Source organism: Calditrichota bacterium (genome assembly GCA_013152715.1).
In the GTDB taxonomy this organism is placed as follows: Bacteria; Zhuqueibacterota; Zhuqueibacteria; order Thermofontimicrobiales; family Thermofontimicrobiaceae; genus 4484-87.
Map to the genome: position 1 here is coordinate 1 of JAADFU010000172.1, position 26,729 is coordinate 26,729.

Here is a 26,729-nt window from a genome sequence, read left to right on the forward strand (position 1 = left end):
AGTGGGAGTTGGTACATTTATTTTTTGGGGAATAATAATGAACCAACCCACAGTTTTCGCGCTCACGTTAGCGATAACCGTTATCGTTATTGCCTGTCCCCATGCGCTGGGATTGGCGATTCCAACGGTGACAACAATTTCGACTACGCTGGCTGCGAAAAATGGCATGCTTATCAAAAATGCCGAGGCCACGGAGAGAGCGCGTTTGTTGAATATCGTTGTATTTGATAAGACAGGAACGCTCACCAAAGGGGAATTTGGCGTGACAGATATTATTGCGCTGGATGATTGGAGCGGAGACGAAATTTTGGGCAAGGCTGCCGCTCTGGAAATCAATTCCGAGCACGTTATTGCCAGAGGAATTGTCAATGAAGCGCAAAACCGAAAGATAAAATTCGAAAAAACCAATTCTTTTGCAGCCATTCCCGGAAAGGGAGCCAGTGGGAAAATTAACAACAAAGTGCTCTTTGTCGGGAATTGGACGCTGATCAGAGAAAAAAATCTGGCGCAGGGAGAGCCGCCCGAGTCCATCAATAAATTGGCGGAACAGGGAAAAACTGTCATCTTTGTCGCTGACGAGAAAAAGCTCAAGGGTGCAATTGCGCTGGCAGACATGATCCGCGATGAATCTCGTGAAGCTGTGAAAGCCCTGAAAGCGGCAGGTGTACAGGTAGCCATGCTCACCGGCGACAACCGACGCGTGGCGAAATATGTCGCGGAAGAGCTGCAACTGGACACATTTTTTGCCGAAGTTTTGCCTGGCGATAAATCTGAAAAAATCAAAGAACTGCAAGCTAAAGGACTGAAAGTAGCCATGGTCGGAGACGGCATAAATGACGCGCCGGCTCTGGTGCAGTCGGATGTCGGAATCGCCATCGGCGCGGGAACCGATGTCGCGGTTGAATCGGCGAAAGTTGTGTTGGTGAAAAATGATCCGCGTGACATTGCCAAATTAATTATTCTGAGCCGCGCCACGATGAGCAAGATGAAACAGAACTTGATCTGGGCGACTGGCTACAACGCTGTCGCCATCCCGATGGCAGCAGGAGTTCTTCAACCCGTAGGTATTATTCTTCGACCGGAATGGGGAGCGCTTGTCATGGCCATTAGCTCGATTATCGTTGTCGCCAATGCGCTGCTGTTGCGAAAAACGAAATTATAATTAATTGGAGAATGAAATGAAAGAGATCAAAGCTTATATCAAAACAGATAAAGTAGAACAAGTGGTTTATGCCCTTGAGGAAGCCGGAGCGCCAGGAATCACTGTCGTGGAGGTTCATCCCGTGGGATACGGCTTTGACGCAAATTACTTTTCTCGTTCGCCCCAGACAATGCGTCACTTTTTTGCCATTACCAAACTGGAAATAGTGGCAAAGGACGAAGAAGCGCACAAATTTGTGGAAATCATCAGGGAGAAGGCTTACACCGGCTCCAAAGGTGACGGGCTAATCTTTGTCACTCCGGTGGAGATTGCGGTCAAAATCAGGACCGGCGCGGTTGGCGATCTGGGATAAATTATTTTCAAAAACCAAAATTCGCATTATTCGAGGAGGTGATTTACATGATGTTCGGAGGAATGTTTCTATTCTGGATACTTCTTATTGTCGGCGCGGGCTGGTTTTTCAAAAATACAGTCGAACAAAGGCAGCAGAATTCATCGCGGCAATCAGAAGACGCGCTGTCGATCCTGCGAAATAGATACGCCAAAGGTGAAATAAGCAAAGAGGAATTCGACGAGCGAAAAACTGCTCTCGTCTAATATGCCCGTTAAGTTAATGAATCCAGATAACGAATCAGATAGATTGAGATGAAACATAAATTAAGCCAACTGCCGCTATGATCAATGAAGAAAAACCAGGAATCATAGCGGCATTTTTTTGATTTTTTAAGAGGATCAAAAGAACCGGCGCGCTTCTTATGAATCGCACTAATTGTTACTCTTTTTAAGAATAATGCACAATGGGTTGTAGAATATTCTGCAATTTCACTAAAAATTTTAAATTGAAACTTAAAAAAGTTACGTTGTTAACATTTGATAATATTGAAGATACACTACCTGTTTGATTTTGGGAACGCTAATTGCTATAACAGAGGCAAAACTGAATTGTGATCATTTAACATAAAGGAGAAAAAAATGATGCACGGATTTGGAATGGGTTGGGGATGGGGAGGTATGGTTTTCCAAATATTATTTTTTGGAGGAATAATTCTCGTAATCATTTGGGGAATTCGTACCTTCACCAATCAAAATCGGCAATCCCCCTTTGGACCCGCTAACAATTCTTCAGCAATTGACATATTGAAAAAGCGGTATGCCCAGGGCGAAATTGACAAAAAGGAATTTGAAGAGAAAATGCGCGATTTAAGCCAATAACAAATTAGCAAACATGGTGACAAACTTCCTGAAGGAGGTGAGCAAAATGGCAAAAGACCCGGTCTGTGGTATGCAGGTTGATGAAAATGCAGCGCCGGCAGTGTCTGTTTTCAAGGGCACGACCTATTATTTTTGCTGTCAATCCTGTAAACAACAATTTGAAGAAGAGCCGGAAAAATATACAGGGAAGTGAGTTTCTTACTTTTTCTGATTGATTGTTCAGCACGGTGAGCGCAAAAAACGGATTGTAATTCTCAAAACAGGGGCGCAAAGTAATGTTTACAGAAAATTTTGCTTTGCGTCTTCTGCTATTTTAATTCACAGATGATTATACGGAGTTTCAAATTATGGCAATAGCGAAAAATCATTATTTTCGAAAAATTATTTTGCTTGCTTTTTTTTCAATACTTGTTATATTTAATGGCTGTATGATGATGGGAGCCCGGGCAGGTAGGGCGATCATAAATTCTAACCACTCCGGCCGACCGGATCGAATTAAAGAAGTGAATAAAGGGGATGTCGTTGACGATTTACTGCGGCAAATGGTTGCGGATTTAAATCAGAGACAACTGAGCATCTCTAATATTGCTGTTTGGCAAATCAAGTCAAAAACCGCCGGCATCGACGTAGAAATGATTCGTCAAAAACTTACTGCCAAATTAGTCAATCAAACGAAATTTAAGGTCATTGCCAGGGAAAGGCTCAACGAGCTGCTCAAAGAACATAATTTATCGCTTTCTGGCACGATCGATGAAAAAAGCGCCGTCGAAATAGGCCGATTAATCAGCGTTGAAGGATTTATCGACGGCTACGTTAGTCTGAATAATAATCTGCTCTCTGTGAGTTTGACATTAATCGAAACGAAATCCGGGGCTATCGTCTGGGCAAAGACGGCGGAAAGTGAATATCGTTAAGGAACCGGTAAATCGGCTGTGACAGAATCAATTCGGATATCGTGATGATTTACCATAATAATATTATCGATTCGGTCTCATATCTTTCTACTTTTGAAATTCAAGTCAAAAATTATGGCCATGAAAAATCAGAATCTTTTTGATGTCTTAATAATCGGCGCCGGACCTGCCGGACTTACTGCTTCTATTTTTGCGCACGATAAAAATTTCAACGTCGCGCTTGTGGAAGGTTTAGAAGCAGGGGGACAGCTAAAAAATCTCTATCCGCATAAACCTGTGTACAACTATCCGGGATACGCGAACATTAAAGCCGGGAAGTTGGCAAATTATATGCTGCATCAAGTAAAGGAGAAGGGCATCACCGTTTGGGAGCAAGAACCTGTTAGCCAACTTGTTTCATTAAAAAATGGCCGCTTTTTGGCAAAGTCGACAAATCTGGAATTAGAATCAAAAGCCATTATCTTAACATGCGGCATGGGATTGCTTGAACCACGAAAATTGGAAGTTCCCGGCGAAACCGAGCTTCAGGACAAAATGATTTTTTATACTCTCAAAAATCTGGAACAATGGGCCAATCAAAAAGTTCTCATCGTTGGGGGCGGTAACAGCGCGCTGGACAATGCTTTGCTGCTGCTGGAAAGTCAATGCCACGTTACTGTCATTCATAAATCTGACAAATTTCAAGCCGAACCCGCCACTGTAGAGGAACTTGAAAAGAAAAAAATCGAACTTCTGCGCGGCTGGCACGTCACACAAGTGGAAAAATCTTCTGACGGGAAATTGAAAATTAGCGCGCAATCTACTGACGGAACCCATCAGAAAGACTTTATTTCAGACAAAATGTTGATCAACATCGGTCTGAAACCGCGTATCGATTTTTTGAAAAGCTTAAACTTGGACTTGAAAGGCAGGCAGGTTTTGGTAAATTCGGAAATGCAAACAACGACCCCCGGCGTTTTTGCCTGCGGCGACGTTGTGAGTTATCCCGGAAAAGTGCGTCTTATCGTTACTGCCATTGGCGAGGCTGCCACCTCGGTAAATAGTCTGGGAATTTATTTAAAATCATTATCAAATTAACATTCGTAGGTAAATTATGAGACAGGGTAAATCTTCTCAAATACGGCAAGTTTTATTTTTATTCCCTCGCACAAAATTCGCGAAAAAATTATTATCGCTTTACCTGGCGAATGGATTTCAGGTCATATTATTTAACTTAACAGAAAAGAAAAAACAATTCCTTCCGGAAGATGATATTGCCCCGGCAGAATCTCTCAAAATAATCAAAGTTGGCGATCAACCACTTTCAAATTGGAAAAATTTTTCCCAGCCGCTGATGAATCAAATTCAGAATTCCCGGCTCATTATTAACTTTGTCGGGAAGGATTTATTACGGGTGAAAATAAAAAATAAAGATGAAGACTGGAATATCGACACAAAAAATCCGATTCAAGTCCGAATGGCGTTCATAGATAGTTTGCTGAAAAATCTGGCATCGGATCGTCGTTACGTTTGGATAAATCTGGCGATCGGAATGATGGGACGTGCTCATGACAAAAATATTTTTTGCAACACGCGCTACGGACTGACTGGTCTGAAAACTGTGATTCAAATGAACCCTTCCCTCTCTGACATCGAAATTATTAATATTTGCCTCACATCTTTCAGAAATAAATCAGGCAAGGCAACAATGGAACACTGCGCTAATTGCCTCACTGATAAATTTGAGGAAGAAATAGATCACATTTCCGATGACGACGACTTCGCTGATCTTTTGCTGGAAAAGAGCCTCCAGTCTTTACAGCAACAACGTTAAATTATCGAAAATTTACCGCACTGAGTGCCAGTGCTCTTATTAAATTTTACATTGTATTTTCAATGCGTCGTATTTTAGATTACCCTGCCAATTTTATTTTTCCCCAAAAATCAAATTGACTTTTCCCGGCCAACTTGCGCACGCACTTCACAATTGCTCTCCATTCATTTCCATGATAAATCGGCTGCTTCTATCCACCGCAACAATCCGCATTTTCCCTTTCCAGCGTGTTGACTTTTTGTATAATAGTCTAACAGATTGTAGAATAATCTACAAAAATAATTTATTGGCCAGAGAAACTACCTTCTTCTATTGTTTTTAACTTTATGATAATCAAATAGTTAATACGCGTTAAAAATTCATGGCATAACTTTTGACAATAGAAAAGTACAATTAAAAATGTTGTACTCATTTAAACAGGAGAAATTAAAATGAGAAAATTACTATTAACTCTGGTAATGGGCTTGAGTTTGACGTTAGTCAGCGGATTGGCAATTGCACAGCACACTCATGGGGCCCAAAAAAGCGACACTCTTAAGGTTGGCAAATCACCTCAGATGATGATGTCAATGCAGGAAAAGATGACGCAAGAGAATTCTCATCCACGCCGCATGATGGCTGACAGTGCAAAAAAATGCGACATGATGGGCAAAAAAATGATGGGTAAAGGAAAAATGGGCGGCAAAATGATGATGCAGGGGCAGATGGGCAAAGGCATGATGCAAGGCCACATGGGAAAAGCCATGATGCAGGGAAAAATGGGCTCTGGCATGAACGAGATGGGAATGAATGATCCCGTTATGATGACACTCCACACCGCCGGTTGCCCGGGATACTTGTTAAAAGTCAGCGACAAACTTGAACTTTCTGCTTCTCAAAAAGCCCAATTCGATGCTTTAAAAACCAATTTCAAAAAATTTGCCGTCAAGAAGAACGCCGACATCAAAGTCGCAAAGATTGAATTGAATGAACTGTTGGGTAATGAAAAATTTGACAGCAAAAAAATCAAATCTCAAATTTCAAAAATTGAATCTTTGCAATCTGACTTGCGCGTTGAAATGTTGAAGACGATTGAAAAAAGCCGCTCTTTTTTGAGACAGGACCAGCTTAACAAGTTGAAAGAATTGAGAAATGATAGCGGTATGGGCACGTGCACGATGAAACACAACATGATGAAATAACAAAACATTTTTCAAATGAAAAGTGTTGAACAATTTCCGTCGTTCAGCACTTTTCAATTTTTAAAATCTTTAAGGAGCACAAAATGAGTTATTACTTTTCAAAACAAATCGATCTTTCTTTTGAGGACGCTATTGACAAAGTCACAGAAGAATTGAAAAAAGAAGGTTTTGGCATTCTGACAGAAATCGATGTCAAAGCGACTCTGAAGAAAAAATTAGACGTGGATTTCAAAAAATACCAGATTCTTGGCGCTTGCAATCCGCCTTTTGCTTATGAAGCTTTAAAAAGTGAAAACATGATTGGTACGATGTTGCCTTGCAACGTAATCGTTCAAGAAGCTGACGGCGGAAAAACAGAAGTCACTGCTGTGGATCCTGTGAGTTCCATGCAGGCAATCGACAACCCGAAACTCAATGAAATCGCCAATAAAATACAACAAAAATTGAAAACAGTTATCAATAATATTTAACCTTTTCTATTCCAAGAAAAGTTGAAAGGAATTTTAAAATGAAAAAATTATTCTTACTATTGATTATGATGGGAATCGCTGCCCTCCCGGTTTTCGCCCAGGGGCACGGACACGGCCAAGGCGGCGGACATCACGGCATGTGGCCTGATTCTCTGGAAACAGTTACTGTAACCGGAACAGCGATTGTCGATTCCAACTTTTTTATGCCAATGTATTACCTGGACGTTGACAACGACGACGTCGCTGATTACATGCTTTCTTTTGGCCCTTACTGGTACCAGCCATCTTCCGGCGCACAACGCCCTGCAAATGGCGAACAAGTTACCATTTTGGGGGCGCTCCAGGGATTTGAAAACAATTTTAACGTGATAATTGTTTACGAAATCAACGGGTTAGAATGGCGAGAGCCAATCGAAGGCGGCATGCACGGCTGGGACGGAGACCATTTTTGGGGTGACACTCACGATGACACGACTGTCACGGGCGTGCTGTTAGTTGACAGTACCTATTTTTATTACCATTATTTTCTGGATACCGATAACGATCAATACCCTGATTTTAAGCTAAATTTGGGTCCGCCCTGGTATATCGACCAAAATAAAGATTTGCTGCCGGGGAATAACGAAAATATCACTGTTACCGGCGCTTTGCACGATGAGATGATGATGGATATTCCCTCTCTCATGGTATTTGAAATTAACGGCACCGAGTGGCGCAATCCCACAGGTCCGCCTCCGTGGAGCGGAAACTGGCTCTTTCGCGGCGGAAGCGACACCGGCTATGTTTTCAGCCCCACGGATAGTCTCGATTGGATGGCTCATCCTCCCGGTTCAATGATGGGAATGATGATGGGCGGCGGTTTTTTCCCGGATTCTGTCTATTGCCAATTTGAAGAAATTCATCCAGAAAATTTACCCGGTTTTCCGGATTCAACAATTTTTGCCGGTTATTACATGAATATGTACGATCCTTCAGGTCAGTCAATGATGAGCGGCGGAGGCATGATGGGCGGAGCGAATGGCATGCGTTTCAATCAACCCACTACTTTTCATTTTCATTACGAAGATGATCAGTTGACGCAAATGAATTTGTCGGAAAATCAGTTACACCTGAAATATTGGGACGATAGTTCTTCCCAGTGGCGAGAAGTGAACAACTATTCGCTCGATCGAGAAAACAATGAGATTCTTTTTCAGAACGATGAGATGTTCAACTATTACGCGATTTTCGGAGACGTCACTTTGACTGATGTGATGCTGGATAATCCGACGACAGCACCGGAGAATTTTACATTGCACCAGAATTATCCCAATCCCTTCAATCCGGAGACAACGATTAAATTTAATATTCCGGAACAGAATTTTGTTCAGTTGTCGATTTACAACCTGCTGGGACAAAAGATAAGAACACTCGTCGCTCAGAATTTAATCTCTGGTTCTCACGAAGTAAAATGGGACGGAAAAGATGAGTTCTCAAACCCTGTTCCTTCAGGAATTTATTTCGCCCAGTTGCAGGTTAATAATCGCAAGCAAACAGTCAAATTAAATCTGATAAAATAATTTTCATTTCAAAAAATGACAAAAGAGAGAAACTATCTCAAAAATCAACCAAAATGAACTGAATGTCGTTTGCCAGCAAGCATTTTAGCGGTGTTTGCTGGCAAAAAACACCAAAAATCACACATACAATCGTTTAAGTATGAAATATTATAATTTATTTTTCAAATAGTCACTGTTCTATATTTTAAACCATAATTTTTCTATATTTTATCAGGAACATTCGCATTCAATTCAAGTAAAAAAAGGGAATCTGTTTCAATTTCTTTTTAGCCCTTGTCTTCAAGTTAAGACACGAAATAAAATTTCAACTGTTGAACAAAATAATTTAAAAAAACGCACTACAAGGACTTAATTAAGCTGAAAGGATTGAGAATGCGAATGTGGAACAAATTAGTTTATGAATCTCACGAGCAGATGATGTTCGGAAAATCTTTGCATCCTGTAAAATGTGGTTTTGGCATTACCATCGGCGACGGAACTGTTCTGCCTGAGGTCAATTACACTGTGCCTCCGATGGAGGTTTCTCCGGAAAAAGAAGGCCGAATTTTGCAAGAATATGAAACGATTGTGCAAGGCGTTTTGTCCCGAATGGTTACTTTGCAGGTTCCCGGCGTCATTCTGGAATTTGAACATGCGCCGCAAATGACGACACATATCGAAATTGGCGCGCGCGTTACAGAACAGACAAAAAAAATTATGAAAGAATACTACGAAAATCATGGCTTGAAATCAGCGCTGCGATCGACAATCTGTGACATTCGCGAGCAGGAAAGGCCGCCGCAAATTCGCCACGGTAAATCCGTACAAATTGTGCTGGATTCTTTCAAGGAAAACGCCAGACTCGGCGCGGACATGCTTTCAATTGAATCGATTGGCGGAAAAGAAATCAACGATTCAGCGCTAATGGAAGGAGACATTCCGGGAATTTTATTTGCACTCGGAGTTTTGGCGCCGCGAGACATGCATTTTCTCTGGAAAAATATTGTAGAAATTTCCAAGGAATTTAATGTCGTCCCTGCCGGTGATACCGCGTGTGGATTTGCCAACACAGCCATGGTTTTGGCTGACAAAAATTATCTTCCGGGCGTATTAGCAGCAGTCGTGCGCGCCATGACAGCCGTCCGTTCTTTGGTTGCATTCGAGGAAGGCGCGGTTGGCCCGTCCAAAGATTGCGCTTACGAAGGGCCTGTGATTAAGGCAATTACCGGCTTCCCCATTTCCATGGAAGGAAAATCTGCTGCTTGCGCGCATTTCAGCCACGTCGGGAATATTGCGGCGGCAGTGTGCGATTTGTGGAGCAATGAATCGGTTCAAAATGTGAAACTTCTTTCCGGATTTGCGCCGGAAGTTTTTTCCGAAATATTAGCTTACGACTGCCGTTTGATGAATAAAGCGCTGGAGACTGGTGTTGAAAAAGAGTTTCTGAAGTTGCTTGTAGACAGCGACATCTATCAGTCCGTGCATGCATTCATTATTTCACCGCAAGTTTCATTCGAAATCGCCAAAGCCATCGTCAGTGGCGATACCGATTTTGAAAGAACGAGATTGGCGGGAATTCGATCCTGTGAATTAATCCGCAAAGGCATGGAAGATAACAAATTGAATATTCCTGATCGAGAACTAAATTGGCTGGGAATGATCGAAGATCAATTGGCGCTGTATTCAACTGAAGAAAGCATAGTTGAATACGCATCTTCAAAATATGCGGATAAAGTAACTCTTTCAGAATATGGACTTTGAAATAGAGAAATTTTCAGTGAATCTTTTATGAAAAATGAGTATCCAAAATGTTGGTGGAGTCTGACGGACGGATTTCATCTGTTCGCTGAAATTACTTGAAAACACAGTGATATTTTTAAATAAGGCACATTATCATGAAAGTCAAAGATGTAGTTTGCAACATGACCATCGAAGATTCTGCTGCGGCAGGGAAAAGCGAGTTTCAGGGCGAAATTTACTATTTTTGCAATCTAAACTGCAAACAGAAATTCGACCAGGACCCGGCAAAATATCTCCGCACTTCTGAATCGGTCGAGGCGCTGCCTCAAATAATAGTTAAGCCGGACAAAAGCGATCTGCCGGAAGCCGTGGTCAAAAAAATTGATTTGCCGGTATCGGGAATGAGTTGCGCTTCGTGCGCTGTGACCATCGAGAAAGCGCTCAAACACGCGGATGGCGTCGCCGGCGCGTCGGTGAACTTTGCCAGCCAAAAAGCCAGTGTGACCTTTGATGCCTCAAAGGTGGATGCGACAAAACTTGCGGAAACAATTCGTTCTGCTGGCTACGAAGTTGCCGAGGACAGCATAACTTTATCGATCAAAGGAATGCACTGCGCCTCGTGCGTGTCAAAAGTCGAGAAAGGGTTGCAGCGCGTGCCTGGTGTTTTGGCGGCAAACGCCAATATCAGCACTGAAAAAGCAGATGTGAAATTTATTCCTGACTCTGTTTCGCCGACGGATTTGATCAAAGCTGTTCAGGCAGTTGGCTATGACGCTGAAATTACTCAAATCGATGCTGATCAGCAGGACAGAGAGCAAAAAGAGCGCGAGCGCCATCTGAAAACTCTTTTTCGAAAAATGACTTTCAGTGCCGTTTTTTCAGTAATAATTTTGATTCTGTCAATAACTGATTTGTTTCCTTTTGCAAAATCAATTCCTGAACAATGGCGTTTTTTGATGTTGTTTTTATTAACAACGCCTGTTTTGCTTTTCTCCGGATCCCAGTTTTACGTGTCTGCGTGGAAAGCATTGAAGCACAAATCCGCCGACATGAATACTTTAATTGCCATGGGCACTGGGGCAGCATTTCTCTACTCAATGGTAGCGACATTTGTGCCTTCATTTTTGCCGGAAAACATGCGGCACGTCTATTTTGACACCACGGCGGTAATCATTACGTTGATTTTAGTGGGAAGGTTTTTAGAAGCCAGAGCCAAAGGGCAGACATCAGAAGCAATAAGAAAATTAATCGGGCTGCAAGCAAAAACGGCGCGGGTCATTCGTGATGGCAAAGAAATCGACTTACCTATCGAACAGGTCATCTCCGGCGACATTATTTTTGTCCGTCCGGGAGAAAAAATCCCTGTGGATGGCGTGATTTTGGAAGGCAGGTCTTCTGTGGACGAGTCTATGATTACCGGCGAATCGATGCCGGTTCATAAAAATATCGGCGACGAAGTGATTGGCGCAACCATCAACAAAACCGGTGCCTTCAAAATGAAAGCGACCAAAGTGGGCAAAGACACTCTGTTGTCGCAAATTATTAAATTGGTTCAGGAAGCCCAGGGTTCCAAGGCTCCGATTCAGCGGTTAGCAGATGTGATCGCCGGAATTTTCGTTCCGGTAGTCATTGCACTTGCCACGCTGGCATTTTTTATCTGGCTCATTTGGGGTCCCGCGCCTTCCTTGACTTACGCACTTGTTACTTTTGTCACCGTTCTCATTATCGCCTGCCCGTGTGCATTAGGGTTAGCGACTCCGACTTCAATAATGGTGGGAACCGGGAAAGGCGCAGAAAATGGTATTCTCATTAAAAACGCCGAAGCTCTGGAAATTGCCCACAAAACCCGCATCGTCGTGCTGGACAAAACCGGAACGATTACCGAAGGAAATCCCAGGGTGACGGATATTATTAAAACAGATCAATTGGACAAAGATGAAGTTTTAGCGCTGGCGGCATCGGTGGAAACCAATTCCGAGCACGCGTTGGCGGAAGCGATTGTCAAGGCCGCAAAAGCGAAGGAACTAAAATTAGCAGAGACTAAAAATTTCAACGCCATCCCCGGCATGGGCGTTGTTGCTGAAATCAACGGATCAAAAATTTTGCTGGGGAACGAAAAACTGATGCGCGAGCAGGGCTTATCGCCAGAGAAATATAGCGAAGCAATGAATGCGTTTTCGCAAACCGGCAAGACTGCCATTTTAGTCGCATTTGCTGACAAAATAGTTGGCATCATTGCCATTGCCGATGTAGTAAAAAGCGACTCGAAGGAAGCAATTCAAAAACTCCACGAATTGGGTCTGGAAGTGGTCATGCTCACCGGCGATAACGAAAAAACTGCTGCCGCAATTGCGCAACAAATGGACATTGACCGCTATTTTGCCGAAGTGATGCCTGGCGATAAAGCCAATTATGTAAAATCTTTGCAAGAAGAAGGAAAAATAGTCGCGATGGTCGGCGATGGAATAAATGACGCCCCGGCGCTGGCGCAGGCAGATATTGGCATTGCCATGGGCTCAGGCACAGACGTTGCCATCGAGTCCGGGGACATTACTTTGATGAAAAGCAGCCTGCACGATGTCGTCAAAGCGATCAAGTTGAGCAGAGCCACCATGCGCAATATCAAACAAAATTTGTTCGGTTCTTTCATTTACAATTCCCTGGGAATTCCAATCGCTGCGGGAACGCTTTATCCGGTTTTGGGAATTTTGTTGAGCCCGATAATTGCCGCGGCTGCCATGGCGGCAAGCAGCGTGACGGTGGTGACGAATGCACTGAGATTGCGGAGGGTGAAATTGTAATTTTCACAATTTAAACTGTTTTTTAGCACTCGACAAAGTCAAACCTCTTTTGCAAATCTCAAAAATTTCTTGTTTTTGATTCCAATTATCCTTAAATTAAAATTGTTTCATAATTGGGTCACCCGAATTTGCAACAAAAAATCGAAATGGAATCCTGACTTTTCAGTAAATCCCGTCAAAAAAAGAATTGGGATAAACTTCTGAAGGAAAAGATGTTGGCTCTCCCTCTTATTATCGGACACCGTGGCGCAAGTTACTTGGCGCCGGAAAATACGCTCGCTTCCATTAATCTGGCCTGGCAATCGGGCGTCGAAGCCGTGGAAATTGACGTGCAGATGACGCGCGACAAAAAAATAGTCGTCTTTCACGACGCCGATACAAAGCGTCTGGCCGGCACGCACAAAAAAATTGCCGACAGTCTCTATTCGGATTTGGTGAAATTAGATATCGGCAAGTCAAAAGGGGAAAAATGGGCCGGCGAAAAAATTGCTTTGCTTTCCGATGTGCTAGCCACAATTCCGCCGCACGGGCAAATTTTCATCGAGGTGAAAGGCGGCGAAAAAATGATCCCCCCCCTCGCGGAAATAGTCAATGCCTCCTCGCTCTTGCCGGAGCAAGTGAATTTTTTGGCATTTGATCCTTTCGTCGCTGCTTCCTTAAAAAAAACATTTTCGACCCATATAGTGTGCCTGAATTTTGAGCAGACAATCATCCCGCTGATTCACACCAAGGAATTACTTTCAATTATTCTGGCAAATAATTTGGACGGTGTCGATATTTCCGTAAAGCCGCCCCTAAAAAGCAGTTTGATAGAAGAAATTCATGGCCAGGGCAAAAAGATTTTCGTCTGGGTTGTCGACGAGCCTGCCGAAGCGAAGAGATTGGCCAAAATCGGAATCGATGGAATAATCTCCAATCGACCTGCGTGGCTGCGGGAACAATTAAATTTATCTGTCTGAAATGCAAAAAGGAGCAGAGCATGAACCGAGCCGAAATGATTGAGAAAATTGAGGATTTTTCCGGAGAATGGGATTTCGTCGTCATCGGCGGCGGCGCTACCGGCGCCGGCGTTGCGCTGGAAGCGGCATCGCGCGGGTACAAGACGCTGCTTCTGGAACAGAACGATTTCGGCAAGGGCACTTCCAGTCGCAGCACCAAATTGGTTCACGGCGGCGTGCGTTATTTGCAGCAGGGAAATATTTCCCTGGTTCTGGAAGCGCTGAAAGAGCGGGGAATTTTGGCAAAAAACGCGCCGCATCTCGTGCACAATTTGTCTTTCATCGTTCCTAATTATGATTGGTGGGAAGGTCCCTTTTATGGCATCGGTTTGAAGCTCTACGATCTGTTAGCAGGCAGAGCCGGTTTTGGTAAGTCAAAATTTTTGTCACGCGAAAAAACCATCGAAACGATTCCGAATATCGAAACCAAAGGACTCGACGGCGGCGTCATCTATCACGACGGTCAATTTGACGATGCCAGATTGGTGATAAATATTTTGCAGACTGCCGAAGAACAGGGCGCGACAGTGGTAAATTACATGCCAGTCATTTCTCTGCACAAAAAAAATAGTCTAATCAGCGGCGTTATTGCCCGAGATGATGAAAAAGGAAAAGAGTACAAAATTCGGGCAAAAGTGGTTGTGAATGCTTGCGGTCCCTTCAGCGACGGCATCAGGAAAATGGATGACCCGACATGCCGTCCCATTATTCAACCCAGTCAGGGGACGCACATTGTGCTCGATCGGGATTTTCTGGCCGGAGACAGCGCCATTATGGTGCCGCACACTTCGGACGGCCGCGTGATCTTTGCCATCCCCTGGAACAACCGCGTGCTGCTGGGAACGACGGACACGAAAATCGAAAATGTGGAACTGGAACCTCGTCCGCGGGAAGACGAGATTGAATTTTTACTGAATCAGATTTCTCCGTACCTTTCCCGCGATCCGAAGAAAGAAGATATTCTCAGCGTTTTCACCGGGATCAGGCCCCTTGTTGCTGAAGAAGACGAATCAAATACTGCCAGCCTTTCGCGGGAACACACAATCAGCATCTCTCGTTCCGGTCTGGTAACTATCGCCGGCGGGAAATGGACGACTTACAGAAAAATGGCGCAGCGCAGGATACTGTTGATCAGGCTGCTCTTATCGCCGGTTTCACGCCAAGACCTTCTGTGAGCGAAAGTTTGAATATTCACGGCTATTACCATTACAGCGAAAAGTTTGGTGATCTGGCGCATTACGGTTCTGACGCGTTGCAAATCCAAAAAATGATCGAAGATAAACCGAAGCTCGGCAAAAAATTATGTGAAGACCCGGTAATTTACGTCGCAGAAGTCGTTTACGCAGCGCAGTCTGAAATGGCGAGAACAGTGGAAGACGTGCTTTCCCGCAGAACGCGTTTGCTGTTGTTAGATGCCCAAAAAAGCATTGAATTAGCGCCTGAAGTGGCAGCAATTATGGCAAAGTCCCTCGGAAAAAACCGAAAATGGCAGAAACAGCAGGTCGCTGATTTCACCGTGTTAGCAAAAAATTATGTCGTAAAATAAGTCGGGCAGATTCAAATTGTCTGCCGTGAACAAAAAACTACAGGACATAACTGAACATCGAAACTTTTCAAGCGTATAAGCATCGAAGAAAAAAAGCGAGTTATTGATTAATTTTTTGTGCCAGAAAAAGGATGTCATTGAAATTTTAGCAATACTATGAAAAATTCAAAACATAAAATAGTGACTCTTGTGAGTGTGTTTTTGCTATTAAGTTTAGCAACAATTTTTATTCACTCGGAATTAGGCATAGCGAATGAGCAAAAGGGGCATCACGAAGACCACGATTTTTGCGACCTTATCGCCAATTCAACTATGCACGCCCCCCTTATTATTAAATTGTTTAAAATTATCAATCTCCATCCGCTTTCATTAGCGGCTGGGTTCCGCTTATTTTCCCCTGAAAACTTATCATATTTTGTGCTCATCACCCCATCTGCCCGCTTTCTGAACAACGCTTCCAGATTGTCATTTCTCAATACCTTACTCATTTAATCTAAATTTTTCACATCTGATTTACCTCATTCATTTTCCCCAAAATGAGTGATTTTGGTTAATCCCATTAAATTTGAATAAATAAAATCCACAAAACTGGTTCAATTTTTAACGCCGATCCGTCGTTAAATGGAAATTGAATTTTATGGAGAACTTGTATGAACAAATTATTTATGATTGTTTTATTACTGATTTCTCAGTTATCCTCAGCTTATGCCCAGGAGACGTTCAGTCTCTCGTTGGAGGAAGCAAAGAAAATTGCACTGCAAAACAATCCCTTCTATCAAATGAAGCGCAAAAATATAGATTATCAGAAGGGAATATACTGGGCTGAGATGACACCTGAAAACCCGGAAATAGGTATTGAAGTAGAAGAAATTCCAAAAAACAAATCTTACACCAGTTACGGAGAGAAAAGGTTGGTTTTCTCTCAGTCATTGGATTTTCCCACCAATTACATTTTTCGCCACAAATTATTGCGCGCTGAAATTCAGCAGAAATATTTCAACTTACAGGAATTTGAAAGGGAACTTAGCTTTCAGGTCAAAGATGCCTATTTCACCATGTTAATGCAGCAAGGTTTGGTGGAACTTTCCCGGCAAAATCTTAAGCTTTCGCAGGATTTTTTCGACAGGGCAAAACAAAGCTATGAGTTGGGCGATAGCGACCGTTTGGCCATGCTCAAGGCAAAGGTTAATCTTAGCGAAGCGCAGAGACGCCTGATTGGGGTGCAAAAAGATCTGGATGTTGCGGAGTCTGTTTTGCGTGAGGTTTTAGGCCTGAAAAACAATGATTTGAAAAAAATTGTTTTATCGGATTCAATTCCTGATAAGATTAAAATCATTTCATATAAAGAATTAAAAAGATTTTTACCAGATCACCCGGCAATCCGGGCGGCGCAAAGTTCCAAAATATCATCTTTAAATGCCAAACGTTTGGCTTATGCTGGTTTCCTGCCGCAGATTTCCTTTTCGTACTTTAACCAGGAAATCGACAAAACCGATTACAAAGGCGGAGAGATTAGTTTGTCTTTGCCCTTGTGGTTTATGGGACAGAAAGGACGCGTTCAGTACGCCAAAGCGCAACTGGAAATAGCAGACCAAATGCTAATCTCGGAGGAGCTGCGTTTACAGAGAAAATTCGACCAGGCAACGGCGAATTTAGAAAAGGCTACCAACGAGGTAACCCTGTACCAAACAAATTTATTGAGTGAAGCAGAAGAAGTTTTTCGCATCGCCCAGGAAAGCTATCGTGTAGGAGAAATCGGCTACTTGCAATTTATTGATGCACAGCAAACATTGATTCAAACACGGGCAGGTTATTTACAATCATTAAGAAATTATCAAATCGAAATTGCTCATTTGGAAAAACTGGTAGGAGTAGAATTATGAAACGTACATTCTTGACATTTAAATTCAATCGAATTACATTGTTGATGTTGGGGCTTTTTATTTTCGGTTGTGGGGGAGAAGACGATAAGCGAACGGAAGTGGAACATAATAGCAATGAACATAATGATGAGATTGTCCTATCAGCAGAGATCGCCAGAGAAGTAGGAATAGAAGTGGGAACTCCGCAGCGGACGACTATCCGTCAGTCGTTTACTGCTCAGGGCAAAGTAGTAGTCAATCCTGATTTCGTTGCTCATCTGAATAGTCTGGTACCCGGCCGGCTGCGTAAAATTTATGTTCAAATTGGTGACTATGTGAAAAAAGGGCAGCCATTATTTGAGCTTGAAAGCCTGGAAATTGCTAATATTACGGCAGACTATATGCGCGCTAATGCGGAATATGGCGCGCAAAAGGCTAACTATGAGCGAATTAAAAAATTACGTGCCCAGGATATCAAGGCAGAAAAAGATTTAATCGACGCTAAGGCAAGTTTTGAAAGAGCTGAGGCAGAATTGAAAGCCGCTGCGAACCGTAAACTGCGCTTAATTGGTTTCAGCGAGGAAGATGTGAAAACAATGTTTAACGGCGACGAACATAGACGGGGAATACTTACTGTTAAAAGCCCAATCAACGGTTACGTAACCGAGCGTAATATCGAACTGGGACAAATGATTCAACCGGAAACGGATGTCATGAAAGTGATCGATAATACTCGCATCTGGGTGGAGGCAGAGGTTTACGAAAAGGACTATGCAAATTTAAAAATAGGACAGGAAGCAACTATCACTGCTACTGCTCTACCTGATGAAAAGTTCTCGGGCCAGGTAATCAAAATTAACAAAGAATTGGATCCCCAATCTCGAACATTTACAGTCTTTGTAAAAATCAATCAGGGCAAGACCGAATTAATTCCTAATATGTTTACTACAATAGAGTTTCATTACGGCTCACCAGATACAATTATTGCAGTACCTGATGAGGCCGTACAATTTGACGGTACTGATTATTTTGTTTTTGTAGCAATTAAACCGAACAAATACCTGAAACGAAACATAGTTATTGGAGATCGATCAAACAGCTTAATTCAGGTCAAACAGGGACTTGACAGTGGGGAAGCCATTGTGGTTCGGAATGCTTTTTTTGTAAAATCGGAAATGGAAAAAGAATCTTTTGGCGAGGGTCATGGACATTGACAACAAGGCTTGTATTCCTTCTTCATTGAGAAAGCTATTGATTGAAGAAAATACGGTAGTCATATATTTTATTATGATGTCCAATAAATCGAAATTCGGCGACATCCTTTTCTATAAACTTAAAAACAATTCTGTGGTTATAATCTATCCTAAAACTCCAAACATCATGTCCTTTAGGATAAAGCTTTTCAGTTCTCAGAGTTGGGTTAAATGGGTTTTCTTTAAATAGTTCGGTTTTTTCAGCAGCTTTCTTCTGAATTTTATTATCAAGCTTCTGAAAAAGCTTATCGAAGGTTTTCGTTGTAAAAATTCGCATTATTCTTTAATCAGTTCAAAAAGTGATTCTCGTTCCGTTGTATGCCCTTGTTGATGATCCTGTTCAGATTGTCCCAATAATTCAAGAAATTCTTTTTTAAATAATCCACAAGCATTACAGAAACGTTCGAAGTTTTTTTTGTCAATTTCAATGCGAATTTTGCCTGATTTAGTTTCAGAAATATCAGCAGTGAGTTTATTACTCATAGTTCACCTCATTATATTTTTGTTTAATCTAATAAATATAATTTAAAATTGCAAGCACTATATTAAAATTCATGGGGAGTCAAACATGATCAATAAGATTATCGAATTTGCTGCTCGTCAAAGATTGTTAATTTTGATTTTTACTGTATTGATTGTTGCTGGCGGTGTCATCTCATTACAAAAATTGCCGATAGATGCCTTTCCTGATGTTTCACCGGTTCTGGTTCAGGTATTTACTGAAGCAACCGGTCTGGCGCCGGAAGAAGTTGAACAATTAATCACCTATCCCATCGAAGTAGCAATGAACGGATTACCTGATATCCGTGAAGTAAAATCTATTTCAACCTTTGGCTTATCAGTCGTTTCGGTTTATTTTAAAGACAACGTGGATATTTATTTCGCCCGGCAATTGGTTTTTGAGCGCCTGGAATCGGCAAAGGGGGAGATACCTGATGGACTTGGTGATCCGGAATTGGGGCCTATCACCTCCGGCTTGGGACAGGTTTACCAATATTATTTGCAGGGCGAAGGCTATTCGCTGATGGAATTAAGAGAATTTCAGGACTGGATTGTAAAGTTTCAACTGCGTACAGTTCCTGGTGTTACTGAAATATTGAGCTTTGGCGGGGAGGAAAAACAGTATCAGATTCAACTTGATCCGGTGCTGATGCAAAAATACAACATCACCCTCGATGAAGTGCTGAATGTGGTAAAAGCAAACAACCGCAACGTCGGCGGAAATTTTATTGTTCGTCATTCTGAGGAATATCTCATTCGCGGATTGGGCTGGGTGTCAACCTTGAAGGATATCGAAAATATAAAAGTAGTACGCAGAAATGAAATTCCGGTTTACATTCGTGATATTGCAAAAGTTACCTTTGGTCCAGAAATCCGCCGCGGGCTTGTTTCCATGAATAACAAGGGAGAAGTAGTATCTGGGATCGTCTTGAAATTGTTGGGTGAAAATACATCAGAGGTCATCGACAATGTGAAGAAAAAAGTAGAACAGATCAACGCTTCACTGCCAGAGGGCGTCAAAGTTGTTCCCTATTACGATCAGGCAGATCTGGTTAAAAAGGCGACCGATACGGTGAAAGATGCGCTGCTGGAGGGCGGAATTTTAGTGGTTATTGTGTTGTTGCTGTTTTTGGGAAATATACGCAGCGCTTTTATCGTAACCCTTACCCTGCCGTTATCGGCATTAACTGCTTTTATTTTGATGAATTACATCGGTATGTCTGCCAACCTGATGTCGCTGGGCGGACTGGCAATCGGAATTGGCATGATGGTGGATGGCGCCATTGTCATGGTGGAAAATATCATCCGGCATCTGGGTGATACCGACCTCCATGACGGAAAACTTGTTCCGGTAATCTTACAGGCAGCGAGGGAAGTCGGGCGACCAATCGTGTTTGCTATTTCCATCATCATCATTGTTTTCTTACCGTTGTTCACACTGCAAGATGTGGAAGGGAAAATGTTCAGCCCGATGGCGTTCACGATCAGTTTCGCCATGTTAGGCTCGCTGATTTTTTCTTTAACACTGGTGCCGGTTTTGTGCACCTATTTTTTCTCTAAAGGTGTAAAGGAGAAAAAAAATATAATCGTTAACTTTTTACAATCAATCTACCTTCCTATTCTGGAACGTGTGATAAAACGACGCACCCTAACCCTTATTGTTGCAATCATTTTATTGATCGGTAGTCTGGCGCTTATTCCATTTCTGGGAACGGAGTTTGTGCCAATTTTAGATGAAGGCACAATTGCCATCAGAATTACCCTTTCGCCGAGTACGTCACTGCAACAAGCCGGCGAAGTATCCCGCGCCATGGAACCCCTTCTACTGGAATTTCCGGAAGTGGTAGATGTCATTTCAAGAGTTGGCAGGGCAGAAGTTGGCGGCGATCCGGAACCAATCAATAATTCGGAAATTTATGTAATTCTGAAACCGGAAGACCAATGGACAGTTAAAGATAAAGCAGAGCTGGTAGAAAAGATGCGGGAAAAGCTGAGTTCATTTCCTGGTGTGCAGCTTAATTTTACTCAGCCGATTCAGATGCGTGTGGATGAATTGCTCAGCGGCGTAAAAGCACAGTTAGCCATCAAACTATTTGGCGATGACTTGAATCTATTAGCTCAAAAAGGGACAGAAATTCAAGCTGTGGTGGCAAGCGTCCCCGGCGCGGCTGATGTTCAATTAGAGCAAATCAGCGGCAAACCGCAGATACAAATTACAGTGAAGCGAGACAAAATCGCCAGGCTGGGGATGAACGTCGATGAGGTGCAGCAGGTGGTCGAGACCGCGATCGGCGGCTCTACGGTGGGACAGGTATTCCAGGGTCAGAAACGCTTTGATATCTTTGTCCGTTACAAGAAATCTTATCGGGACAACGCTGAAAAGATAAAAAACATTCTGATTTCAACACCGGATGGAGGCAGAATTCCCTTGTCTCAAGTCGCCGAAGTTCGTCCTATTGTGGGCCCCAAACAGATCAGCCGGGATGACAGCCAGCGCCGAATATCGATTCAATGCAACGTAGAAGGTCGGGATATGGGAGGATTCGTAAGTGAAGTCAGGGAACAAATAGCAAGAAAAGTTACCTTACCACCGGCTTATTATGTTACCTTTGGCGGACAATTTGAAAACCAGCAGCGGGCAATGGCACGACTCTCGCTAATTGTGCCGTTAACAATTCTGTTGATTTTTATTATGCTTTTTTCAACCTTCAATTCGGTACGGAATGCATTCCTGATTATTTTAAATGTACCTTTCGCCATAATCGGTGGTATTCTGGCACTATTTCTGTCAGGATTGTACATGAGTGTGCCCGCCTCTGTTGGCTTCATCGCGCTGTTTGGGGTCGCAGTATTAAACGGCGTGGTGATGGTTTCATATTTCAATCAATTAAGAGAGCAAGGTCTTGATTTGCACGACGCAGTAGTCACGGGCGCCAGGTTAAGATTGCGCCCGGTACTAATGACGGCTCTTGTTGCCAGTCTGGGACTAATGCCGCTTCTTTTTTCAACAGGTACTGGTTCTGAAGTGCAAAGACCGCTGGCTACCGTTGTTATTGGGGGATTGTTTTCGTCAACCCTGCTCACACTTTTCGTGTTACCAACTCTCTATAGCTGGTTTGAAAAGAGAAAGGTGGAATTTTAAACATAAGACGGAGGAAAAAACCATGAAAGAAATAAAAGCTTACATTCAACCCTTTATGCTCAACAAAGTGGAGACTGCCCTGAAACAGCTTCACATTCACGGCATGTCAGTATGTGATGTGAAAGGTTTTGGTAGAGAAAAAGATGAAAGCTATCCCCACCACTATCAGGATTATGTGGTAGAATTCACTCCAAAAGTAAAAATAGAAATCGTCTGTCCCGAAGAAGATGTGGAGAAAATTGTCGAATGTATTCATCAAAACGCACACACCGGACGTATCGGAGATGGCAAAATTTTTGTAAGCGAGGTTTTGAGGGCAAAAAGTATACGCACCGGCGAGGAAGGAGAGAAGGCGATTTAACCTGATTAAATAAATTTTGAAAGGAAACAGATATGAAAGAATCAATAAGCCGACAATTAAAAGAAAACTTCAATCAATTTTGCCAGGGCTTATTCAAAGCTCAGGCGACCGGCATCATGGCACAGGAAGCTGCTGATTTGCAGGATATGTTTTTCGTGCTCTGTTTTGGCGATCTGTTAGGGATTCCCACGCCGACCTCTTATTACACCCTGGAACTGCTCCCTTACCTTGCTTCGGAATTAGAAACATGGGAGCAACGAATGGGACGAAGGTACGAAGTCGTATTTGAACGGTTTGGCAGATATGACTTCTGTTGTTGACATATTGCAAAACAAGAGCGTTATCTTTTTTGCTGGCAAAGGCGGAGTGGGCAAAACAACTTGTGCCGCGGCTTACGCTCTTCTTTGTGCCGAGAAAGGAGATAATACGCTTCTGGTGTCCACTGATCCTGCTCATTCGTTGAGCGATATCTTTGCCCAAAAGATTGGCGATAAAATCAGAAATATTTTACCCCAATTCCAGGCGCTGGAAATAAACCCGGTCAAAGAAGCTAAAAAATATATCCGAAAAGTTCAATCTGATCTGGGTAACGTGATAAGCCCCGTGTTGATCGAGGAAATAAAACGACAGATCGAAGCTGCATACCTTTCCCCTGGTGCTGAGGAGGCTGCTATTTTTGACAAATTTATTGAATTGATTGAGGATGAAGACAGCCAATACAAAAAGCTTATTTTCGACACCGCGCCCACAGGACATACTTTACGGTTATTCTCGCTGCCTGAGATACTGGGTGCCTGGATAGATCGTTTAATACAGAGACGAAAAAAAACACTACACGTGCAGGACATGTTCGCGGCAATTAATGGGAACAAACATCTAAAACAAAACGACTCCCTGTTATCTTTACTGCAAAAGAGAAAAAAGAAATTTGAATACGCCAGAGAAATATTGACAGATAGCAATAAAACGGGTTTTGTTTTTGTATTGAATCCGGAGCGGCTTCCGCTGTTGGAAACGAAAATGTCAATAAAATTATTGAAAAAACATGGCATCGGTGTGAGTGGCGCCATTGTTAATAGAATAACTCCTCACTCAGAACATGAGTTTCTCCGCCAGCGTCGAGAAGTGGAAGAAAAATACTTGATTAAAATTCACCAACTTTTTGGTAAAAAAATACTTGCCGAAATTCCATTGATAGAACGTGACATTTGTGGTATAGACGAACTGCGAATGTTGCAGGCTTATTTTGAAATTGGAGAAAAAGAAAAATGAAAACACCAGCAATCTTTTTCTTGACTCTGGCGTTATTGTATTTTCTTCAAGACATTTTGTTAAGATGGTTGTTCAGGCGCAAGTATGATAAAACAGATACTTATATTGGCAGGAACGCGCCCAATGAAATGCAACGCTATTTCGGAAACGCTATTTATTTTACGCTAATCTATTACCTTGTTATTTTTATTTACCTGATCGCAGATTTTGATTTTTGGGGGCTGGTACATAACATCTCACGCCTTGATAATTCGTTGTTTCATTGGATTGGGTTTATTTTTGGAATAATATCGATATTTCTCATGACAGCAGTTAGGCTAAATTTAGGCGAATCATGGCGGGTTGGCCTTGATTATCAATCAAGTGATGATTTAATTACCACTGGTTTCTACAAATATGTGCGGAATCCATATTTTCTGTTTCTTTTATGTTTTCAATTCTCATTAATTCTTATTGTCCCTAATGCTATTATGATTGCTTCGTATATCCAGAGCATATTACTTCTGGGACTCCAAATCCGACAGGAGGAAATGTTTTTAACTGAAAAATATGGGAATGCCTACTTGCAATATAAAACAAAAACAGGCAGGTATTTCCCTTTAATAAAGGGAGAAGAAAGCGATGGTGAGAAATAAAGCCAAGCCAGCATTTTTGTTGGCAGTAATTAGCCTAATTGCACTGTTTTCGTCAGTTTTTTCGCAGGCTGGCTGTCCTTTTGACAAGTGGCAGAAAAATGCCAGCGCGCAATGGTGGAATAGCAACGTGCCTGTAAAATATGCTCTGGCGGCAAAAGAAGTTAAAGAGCTCAACAAAATTCGAAATAAAAATTCCAAAAAAATTATACCGCTACAAGAAGAATTGCAGATTCTGAAGATTGAGTTCGGCCGTTATCTCGGGCAATCGGAAATTGACATCAGAGAAATTAAATCATTTCGGAAAAAGATATTCCATCTCGAAGAAAAAATTTTGAAACTCCAACTGGAGACTCGAGATAAAATTGCTAAAATTTTGACAAAAAAACAGAAACGATATTTTTATAATGGCGGCTATGGTTGGTGGGATAAAGAGACAAATTGGTGGCATTCGAAAAGTCAGAACAAATCAGGAAGCAGAGGACATAAAAGAATAGACCCCCACGGATGTAATTTGTAAGAATTATTTGTATCAAAATTTGAAGCAAAACAACAAAATCTGCATCTAATTTAGAGTATCTGTCCTTAATAAGTTTTTTTTGCAGTCGGTAATAACCGGTTATTTTTATTTGAAATTTATACTTAATGTGAGATTGGAACGTTTGTTCCTTATTACGTTTTTTGCTTTATCAACAATAATGTCAGGAGGCTATCATTATGCAACAGACCAATTATGCTTTTACAAAAAAAATCGACCTGAGCTACGAGCAGGCTATCGAAAAAGTGACCGAAGCACTCAAAAAGGAAGGTTTTGGTATCTTAACTGAGATTGATGTCAAAGCCACGCTGAAGAAAAAATTGGACGTTGATTTTAAGCCGTACAAAATTTTGGGCGCCTGCAATCCGCCATTTGCTTATAAATCTTTGCTGGCAGAAGAACAGATCGGGTTGATGTTACCGTGTAACGTAATTGTTTATGTCAACGATAATGACGAAACTATCGTCGCCGCGATTGATCCCGCTGCTTCGATGAAGGCTGTGGAAAATTCGGAATTGGCTGAGGTGGCAGAGACTATCCAGAATAAATTGAAAAGCGTGATCGAGAAATTATAATCCAGAGCAATATAGCAGAATCACTGAAACATGGAATAGATATCCTTAATCGAGCAAAAAGTAACTACCAAATTGTCATAGCGGCGTTTGTATGAAGTTGCAATGTGAGGGCAGATGACATAATTTTTCCCATCAGGATAAAGAGAGCGAAAATGGAGTAATGTTTTGGGCGTGAAATCGTCCGGGCGTATTTTGCATTCCAGGGTATGCACTTGCTGTCTGGTTCCTTTTATTACAAAATCAATTTCACGTCCCGATTTATCGCGCCAATAAAATAGATTGAATTCGGGGACAGATACTCTTAAAGCATCGAGTATTAGCTGCTCCCATAGGATACCGCGATCTTCAGGTCTGATTGTGTCCCAGCCTTTGCTAAAAGTGACAAATCCAGTGTCAAAAGCATAACATTTCTGTCGCCGGGTAATTTCGCGGCGACTGCCGCCGTAGAAAGGGGAAAGCAAATAAATCGCATGCGCAATCGTCATAGCTTCTATGTGAGCTTTCACGGTAGGACGGCTTAAATCAGAGAGTTTAGCCAGACTTGTAAAATCAATTATTCCACCGCTTTGACGTAATAAAAGATGCAGCAATTTCATAAAACCAATACGATTTCGGATTCCGAATAATTCTTGAATGTCGCGAGCATAGAAGCTATCGATCCATTCAGAAAAAAAGGTTTCATCTTTACTATTGGCAAGTAACGGTTCTGGCAAACCGCCGTGCAAAAGGCGGTGATCAAAATCTTTTATGCCAAAAATGTCCCGACACTCATCCCATAACACTGGAGGCAGATAAATCGTGATTTTTCGTCCAGTGAGACTATCGCGAAACTTTTTTGTAGCAGCTAATGATGACGAACCTGTAGCCAATATTTTTAATTGGGGATAGTTATCCGCAGCAATTTTTAATACCAAGCTGGGATTTTCCAACCGATGGATTTCGTCAAAGATGATTAATGTTTTTTTCTCTAAATTGGCATAAAAAAATTCAGGATCCGATAGCTGGCGAGCAACAGATGGGAGATCACAATTTAGATAAATTGCGTTTTTAAACATTTTCGCAAGCGTTGTTTTTCCAACGCGTCGCACGCCTGAAAGCCAGACGATAGGACGCTTGTGCCATGCTTGTTCAATGCGCTTTATCCAGAAGGGTCGTATAACCATTTTAAAACCATACTTTACATTTAGACGTCTAAATGTAAAGTATAATTTCATAAAA

General features: G+C 42.2%; 26 protein-coding genes and 1 pseudogene. 24 read left to right on the forward strand and 3 right to left on the reverse strand.

Annotation, left to right across the window (positions count from 1 at the left end):
- The 17 genes and pseudogenes from GXO74_12735 to GXO74_12815 all read left to right on the forward strand — a co-directional run.
- Positions 1-1,162, forward strand: a 1,162-nt coding sequence (locus tag GXO74_12735) for a heavy metal translocating P-type ATPase (GenBank protein NOZ62531.1), incomplete at its 5' end; no start/stop codon positions are given.
- 16 nt (positions 1,163-1,178) lie between these two features.
- Entirely contained in the window at positions 1,179-1,514 is a 336-nt protein-coding gene (locus GXO74_12740) for a P-II family nitrogen regulator (protein ID NOZ62532.1), read from the forward strand.
- A gap of 47 nt (positions 1,515-1,561) precedes the next feature.
- Positions 1,562-1,759, forward strand: coding sequence for an SHOCT domain-containing protein (locus tag GXO74_12745; GenBank protein NOZ62533.1), 198 nt, complete (start codon positions 1,562-1,564; stop codon positions 1,757-1,759).
- Positions 1,760-2,134: 375 nt separating this feature from the next.
- Positions 2,135-2,374 carry an SHOCT domain-containing protein gene (locus GXO74_12750; protein ID NOZ62534.1) on the forward strand — a complete coding sequence of 80 codons (240 nt, stop codon included), beginning with the start codon at positions 2,135-2,137 and terminating at the stop codon, positions 2,372-2,374.
- 46 nt (positions 2,375-2,420) lie between these two features.
- Positions 2,421-2,567, forward strand: coding sequence for a YHS domain-containing protein (locus GXO74_12755; GenBank protein NOZ62535.1), 147 nt, complete (start codon positions 2,421-2,423; stop codon positions 2,565-2,567).
- 154 nt (positions 2,568-2,721) lie between these two features.
- Positions 2,722-3,288, forward strand: coding sequence for a hypothetical protein (locus GXO74_12760; GenBank protein ID NOZ62536.1), 567 nt, complete (start codon positions 2,722-2,724; stop codon positions 3,286-3,288).
- A 120-nt stretch (positions 3,289-3,408) separates the two neighbouring features.
- On the forward strand, positions 3,409-4,365 hold the full coding sequence (locus tag GXO74_12765; GenBank protein ID NOZ62537.1) for an NAD(P)/FAD-dependent oxidoreductase: 957 nt from the start codon (positions 3,409-3,411) through the stop codon (positions 4,363-4,365).
- 16 nt (positions 4,366-4,381) lie between these two features.
- The gene (locus tag GXO74_12770; GenBank protein ID NOZ62538.1) at positions 4,382-5,101 is read left to right on the forward strand and encodes a hypothetical protein; all 720 of its coding nucleotides are present in this window, start codon (positions 4,382-4,384) and stop codon (positions 5,099-5,101) included.
- 431 nt (positions 5,102-5,532) lie between these two features.
- A complete protein-coding gene (locus GXO74_12775; GenBank protein ID NOZ62539.1) occupies positions 5,533-6,282 on the forward strand; it encodes a hypothetical protein in 750 nt (249 codons plus the stop codon).
- A gap of 83 nt (positions 6,283-6,365) precedes the next feature.
- Positions 6,366-6,752, forward strand: a complete 387-nt coding sequence (locus GXO74_12780; GenBank protein NOZ62540.1) for a DUF302 domain-containing protein — start codon at positions 6,366-6,368, stop codon at positions 6,750-6,752.
- 38 nt (positions 6,753-6,790) lie between these two features.
- Complete coding sequence (locus GXO74_12785; GenBank protein ID NOZ62541.1) at positions 6,791-8,311, forward strand: T9SS type A sorting domain-containing protein; 1,521 nt, start codon at positions 6,791-6,793, stop codon at positions 8,309-8,311.
- A 372-nt stretch (positions 8,312-8,683) separates the two neighbouring features.
- The gene (locus tag GXO74_12790; GenBank protein NOZ62542.1) at positions 8,684-10,051 is read left to right on the forward strand and encodes a hypothetical protein; all 1,368 of its coding nucleotides are present in this window, start codon (positions 8,684-8,686) and stop codon (positions 10,049-10,051) included.
- A gap of 134 nt (positions 10,052-10,185) precedes the next feature.
- Positions 10,186-12,831 carry a cadmium-translocating P-type ATPase gene (gene cadA / locus GXO74_12795; protein NOZ62543.1) on the forward strand — a complete coding sequence of 882 codons (2,646 nt, stop codon included), beginning with the start codon at positions 10,186-10,188 and terminating at the stop codon, positions 12,829-12,831.
- A gap of 212 nt (positions 12,832-13,043) precedes the next feature.
- The gene (locus tag GXO74_12800; protein ID NOZ62544.1) at positions 13,044-13,790 is read left to right on the forward strand and encodes a glycerophosphodiester phosphodiesterase; all 747 of its coding nucleotides are present in this window, start codon (positions 13,044-13,046) and stop codon (positions 13,788-13,790) included.
- A 20-nt stretch (positions 13,791-13,810) separates the two neighbouring features.
- Positions 13,811-15,375: pseudogene (locus GXO74_12805) on the forward strand (glycerol-3-phosphate dehydrogenase/oxidase).
- Between the two features lie 650 nt (positions 15,376-16,025).
- Complete coding sequence (locus GXO74_12810; protein ID NOZ62545.1) at positions 16,026-17,258, forward strand: TolC family protein; 1,233 nt, start codon at positions 16,026-16,028, stop codon at positions 17,256-17,258.
- The gene (locus GXO74_12815) at positions 17,255-18,451 is read left to right on the forward strand and encodes an efflux RND transporter periplasmic adaptor subunit (GenBank protein NOZ62546.1); all 1,197 of its coding nucleotides are present in this window, start codon (positions 17,255-17,257) and stop codon (positions 18,449-18,451) included. The genes GXO74_12810 and GXO74_12815 overlap by 4 nt, the downstream gene beginning before the upstream one ends.
- 34 nt (positions 18,452-18,485) lie before the next feature.
- On the opposite strand, the gene GXO74_12820 is transcribed toward GXO74_12815, so the two are convergent.
- Positions 18,486-18,767, reverse strand: a complete 282-nt coding sequence (locus tag GXO74_12820) for a hypothetical protein (protein ID NOZ62547.1) — start codon at positions 18,765-18,767, stop codon at positions 18,486-18,488.
- The gene (locus tag GXO74_12825; protein NOZ62548.1) at positions 18,767-18,973 is read right to left on the reverse strand and encodes a hypothetical protein; all 207 of its coding nucleotides are present in this window, start codon (positions 18,971-18,973) and stop codon (positions 18,767-18,769) included. The genes GXO74_12820 and GXO74_12825 overlap by 1 nt, the downstream gene beginning before the upstream one ends.
- 85 nt (positions 18,974-19,058) lie before the next feature.
- Between GXO74_12825 and GXO74_12830 the strand changes: the two genes are divergently transcribed.
- The 7 genes from GXO74_12830 (at position 19,059) to GXO74_12860 (ending at position 25,511) form a co-directional block, all read left to right on the forward strand.
- Positions 19,059-22,133: an efflux RND transporter permease subunit gene (locus tag GXO74_12830; protein ID NOZ62549.1), complete on the forward strand. Its 3,075-nt coding sequence runs from the start codon at positions 19,059-19,061 to the stop codon at positions 22,131-22,133.
- 22 nt (positions 22,134-22,155) lie between these two features.
- On the forward strand, positions 22,156-22,494 hold the full coding sequence (locus GXO74_12835; protein NOZ62550.1) for a P-II family nitrogen regulator: 339 nt from the start codon (positions 22,156-22,158) through the stop codon (positions 22,492-22,494).
- A gap of 32 nt (positions 22,495-22,526) precedes the next feature.
- Positions 22,527-22,814 (forward strand): hypothetical protein, encoded by a 288-nt coding sequence (locus GXO74_12840; GenBank protein NOZ62551.1) that lies wholly within the window; start codon positions 22,527-22,529, stop codon positions 22,812-22,814.
- Positions 22,798-23,766: an ArsA family ATPase gene (locus GXO74_12845; GenBank protein NOZ62552.1), complete on the forward strand. Its 969-nt coding sequence runs from the start codon at positions 22,798-22,800 to the stop codon at positions 23,764-23,766. Before GXO74_12840 ends, GXO74_12845 begins: the two co-directional genes overlap by 17 nt.
- Positions 23,763-24,401, forward strand: a complete 639-nt coding sequence (locus GXO74_12850) for an isoprenylcysteine carboxylmethyltransferase family protein (GenBank protein NOZ62553.1) — start codon at positions 23,763-23,765, stop codon at positions 24,399-24,401. Before GXO74_12845 ends, GXO74_12850 begins: the two co-directional genes overlap by 4 nt.
- On the forward strand, positions 24,388-24,918 hold the full coding sequence (locus GXO74_12855) for a hypothetical protein (GenBank protein NOZ62554.1): 531 nt from the start codon (positions 24,388-24,390) through the stop codon (positions 24,916-24,918). The genes GXO74_12850 and GXO74_12855 overlap by 14 nt, the downstream gene beginning before the upstream one ends.
- 197 nt (positions 24,919-25,115) lie before the next feature.
- The gene (locus GXO74_12860; GenBank protein ID NOZ62555.1) at positions 25,116-25,511 is read left to right on the forward strand and encodes a DUF302 domain-containing protein; all 396 of its coding nucleotides are present in this window, start codon (positions 25,116-25,118) and stop codon (positions 25,509-25,511) included.
- A 20-nt stretch (positions 25,512-25,531) separates the two neighbouring features.
- Here the strand turns inward: GXO74_12860 and GXO74_12865 are convergent, their stop codons facing one another.
- Complete coding sequence (locus tag GXO74_12865) at positions 25,532-26,674, reverse strand: ATP-binding protein (protein NOZ62556.1); 1,143 nt, start codon at positions 26,672-26,674, stop codon at positions 25,532-25,534.
- Positions 26,675-26,729 lie beyond the last annotated feature (55 nt).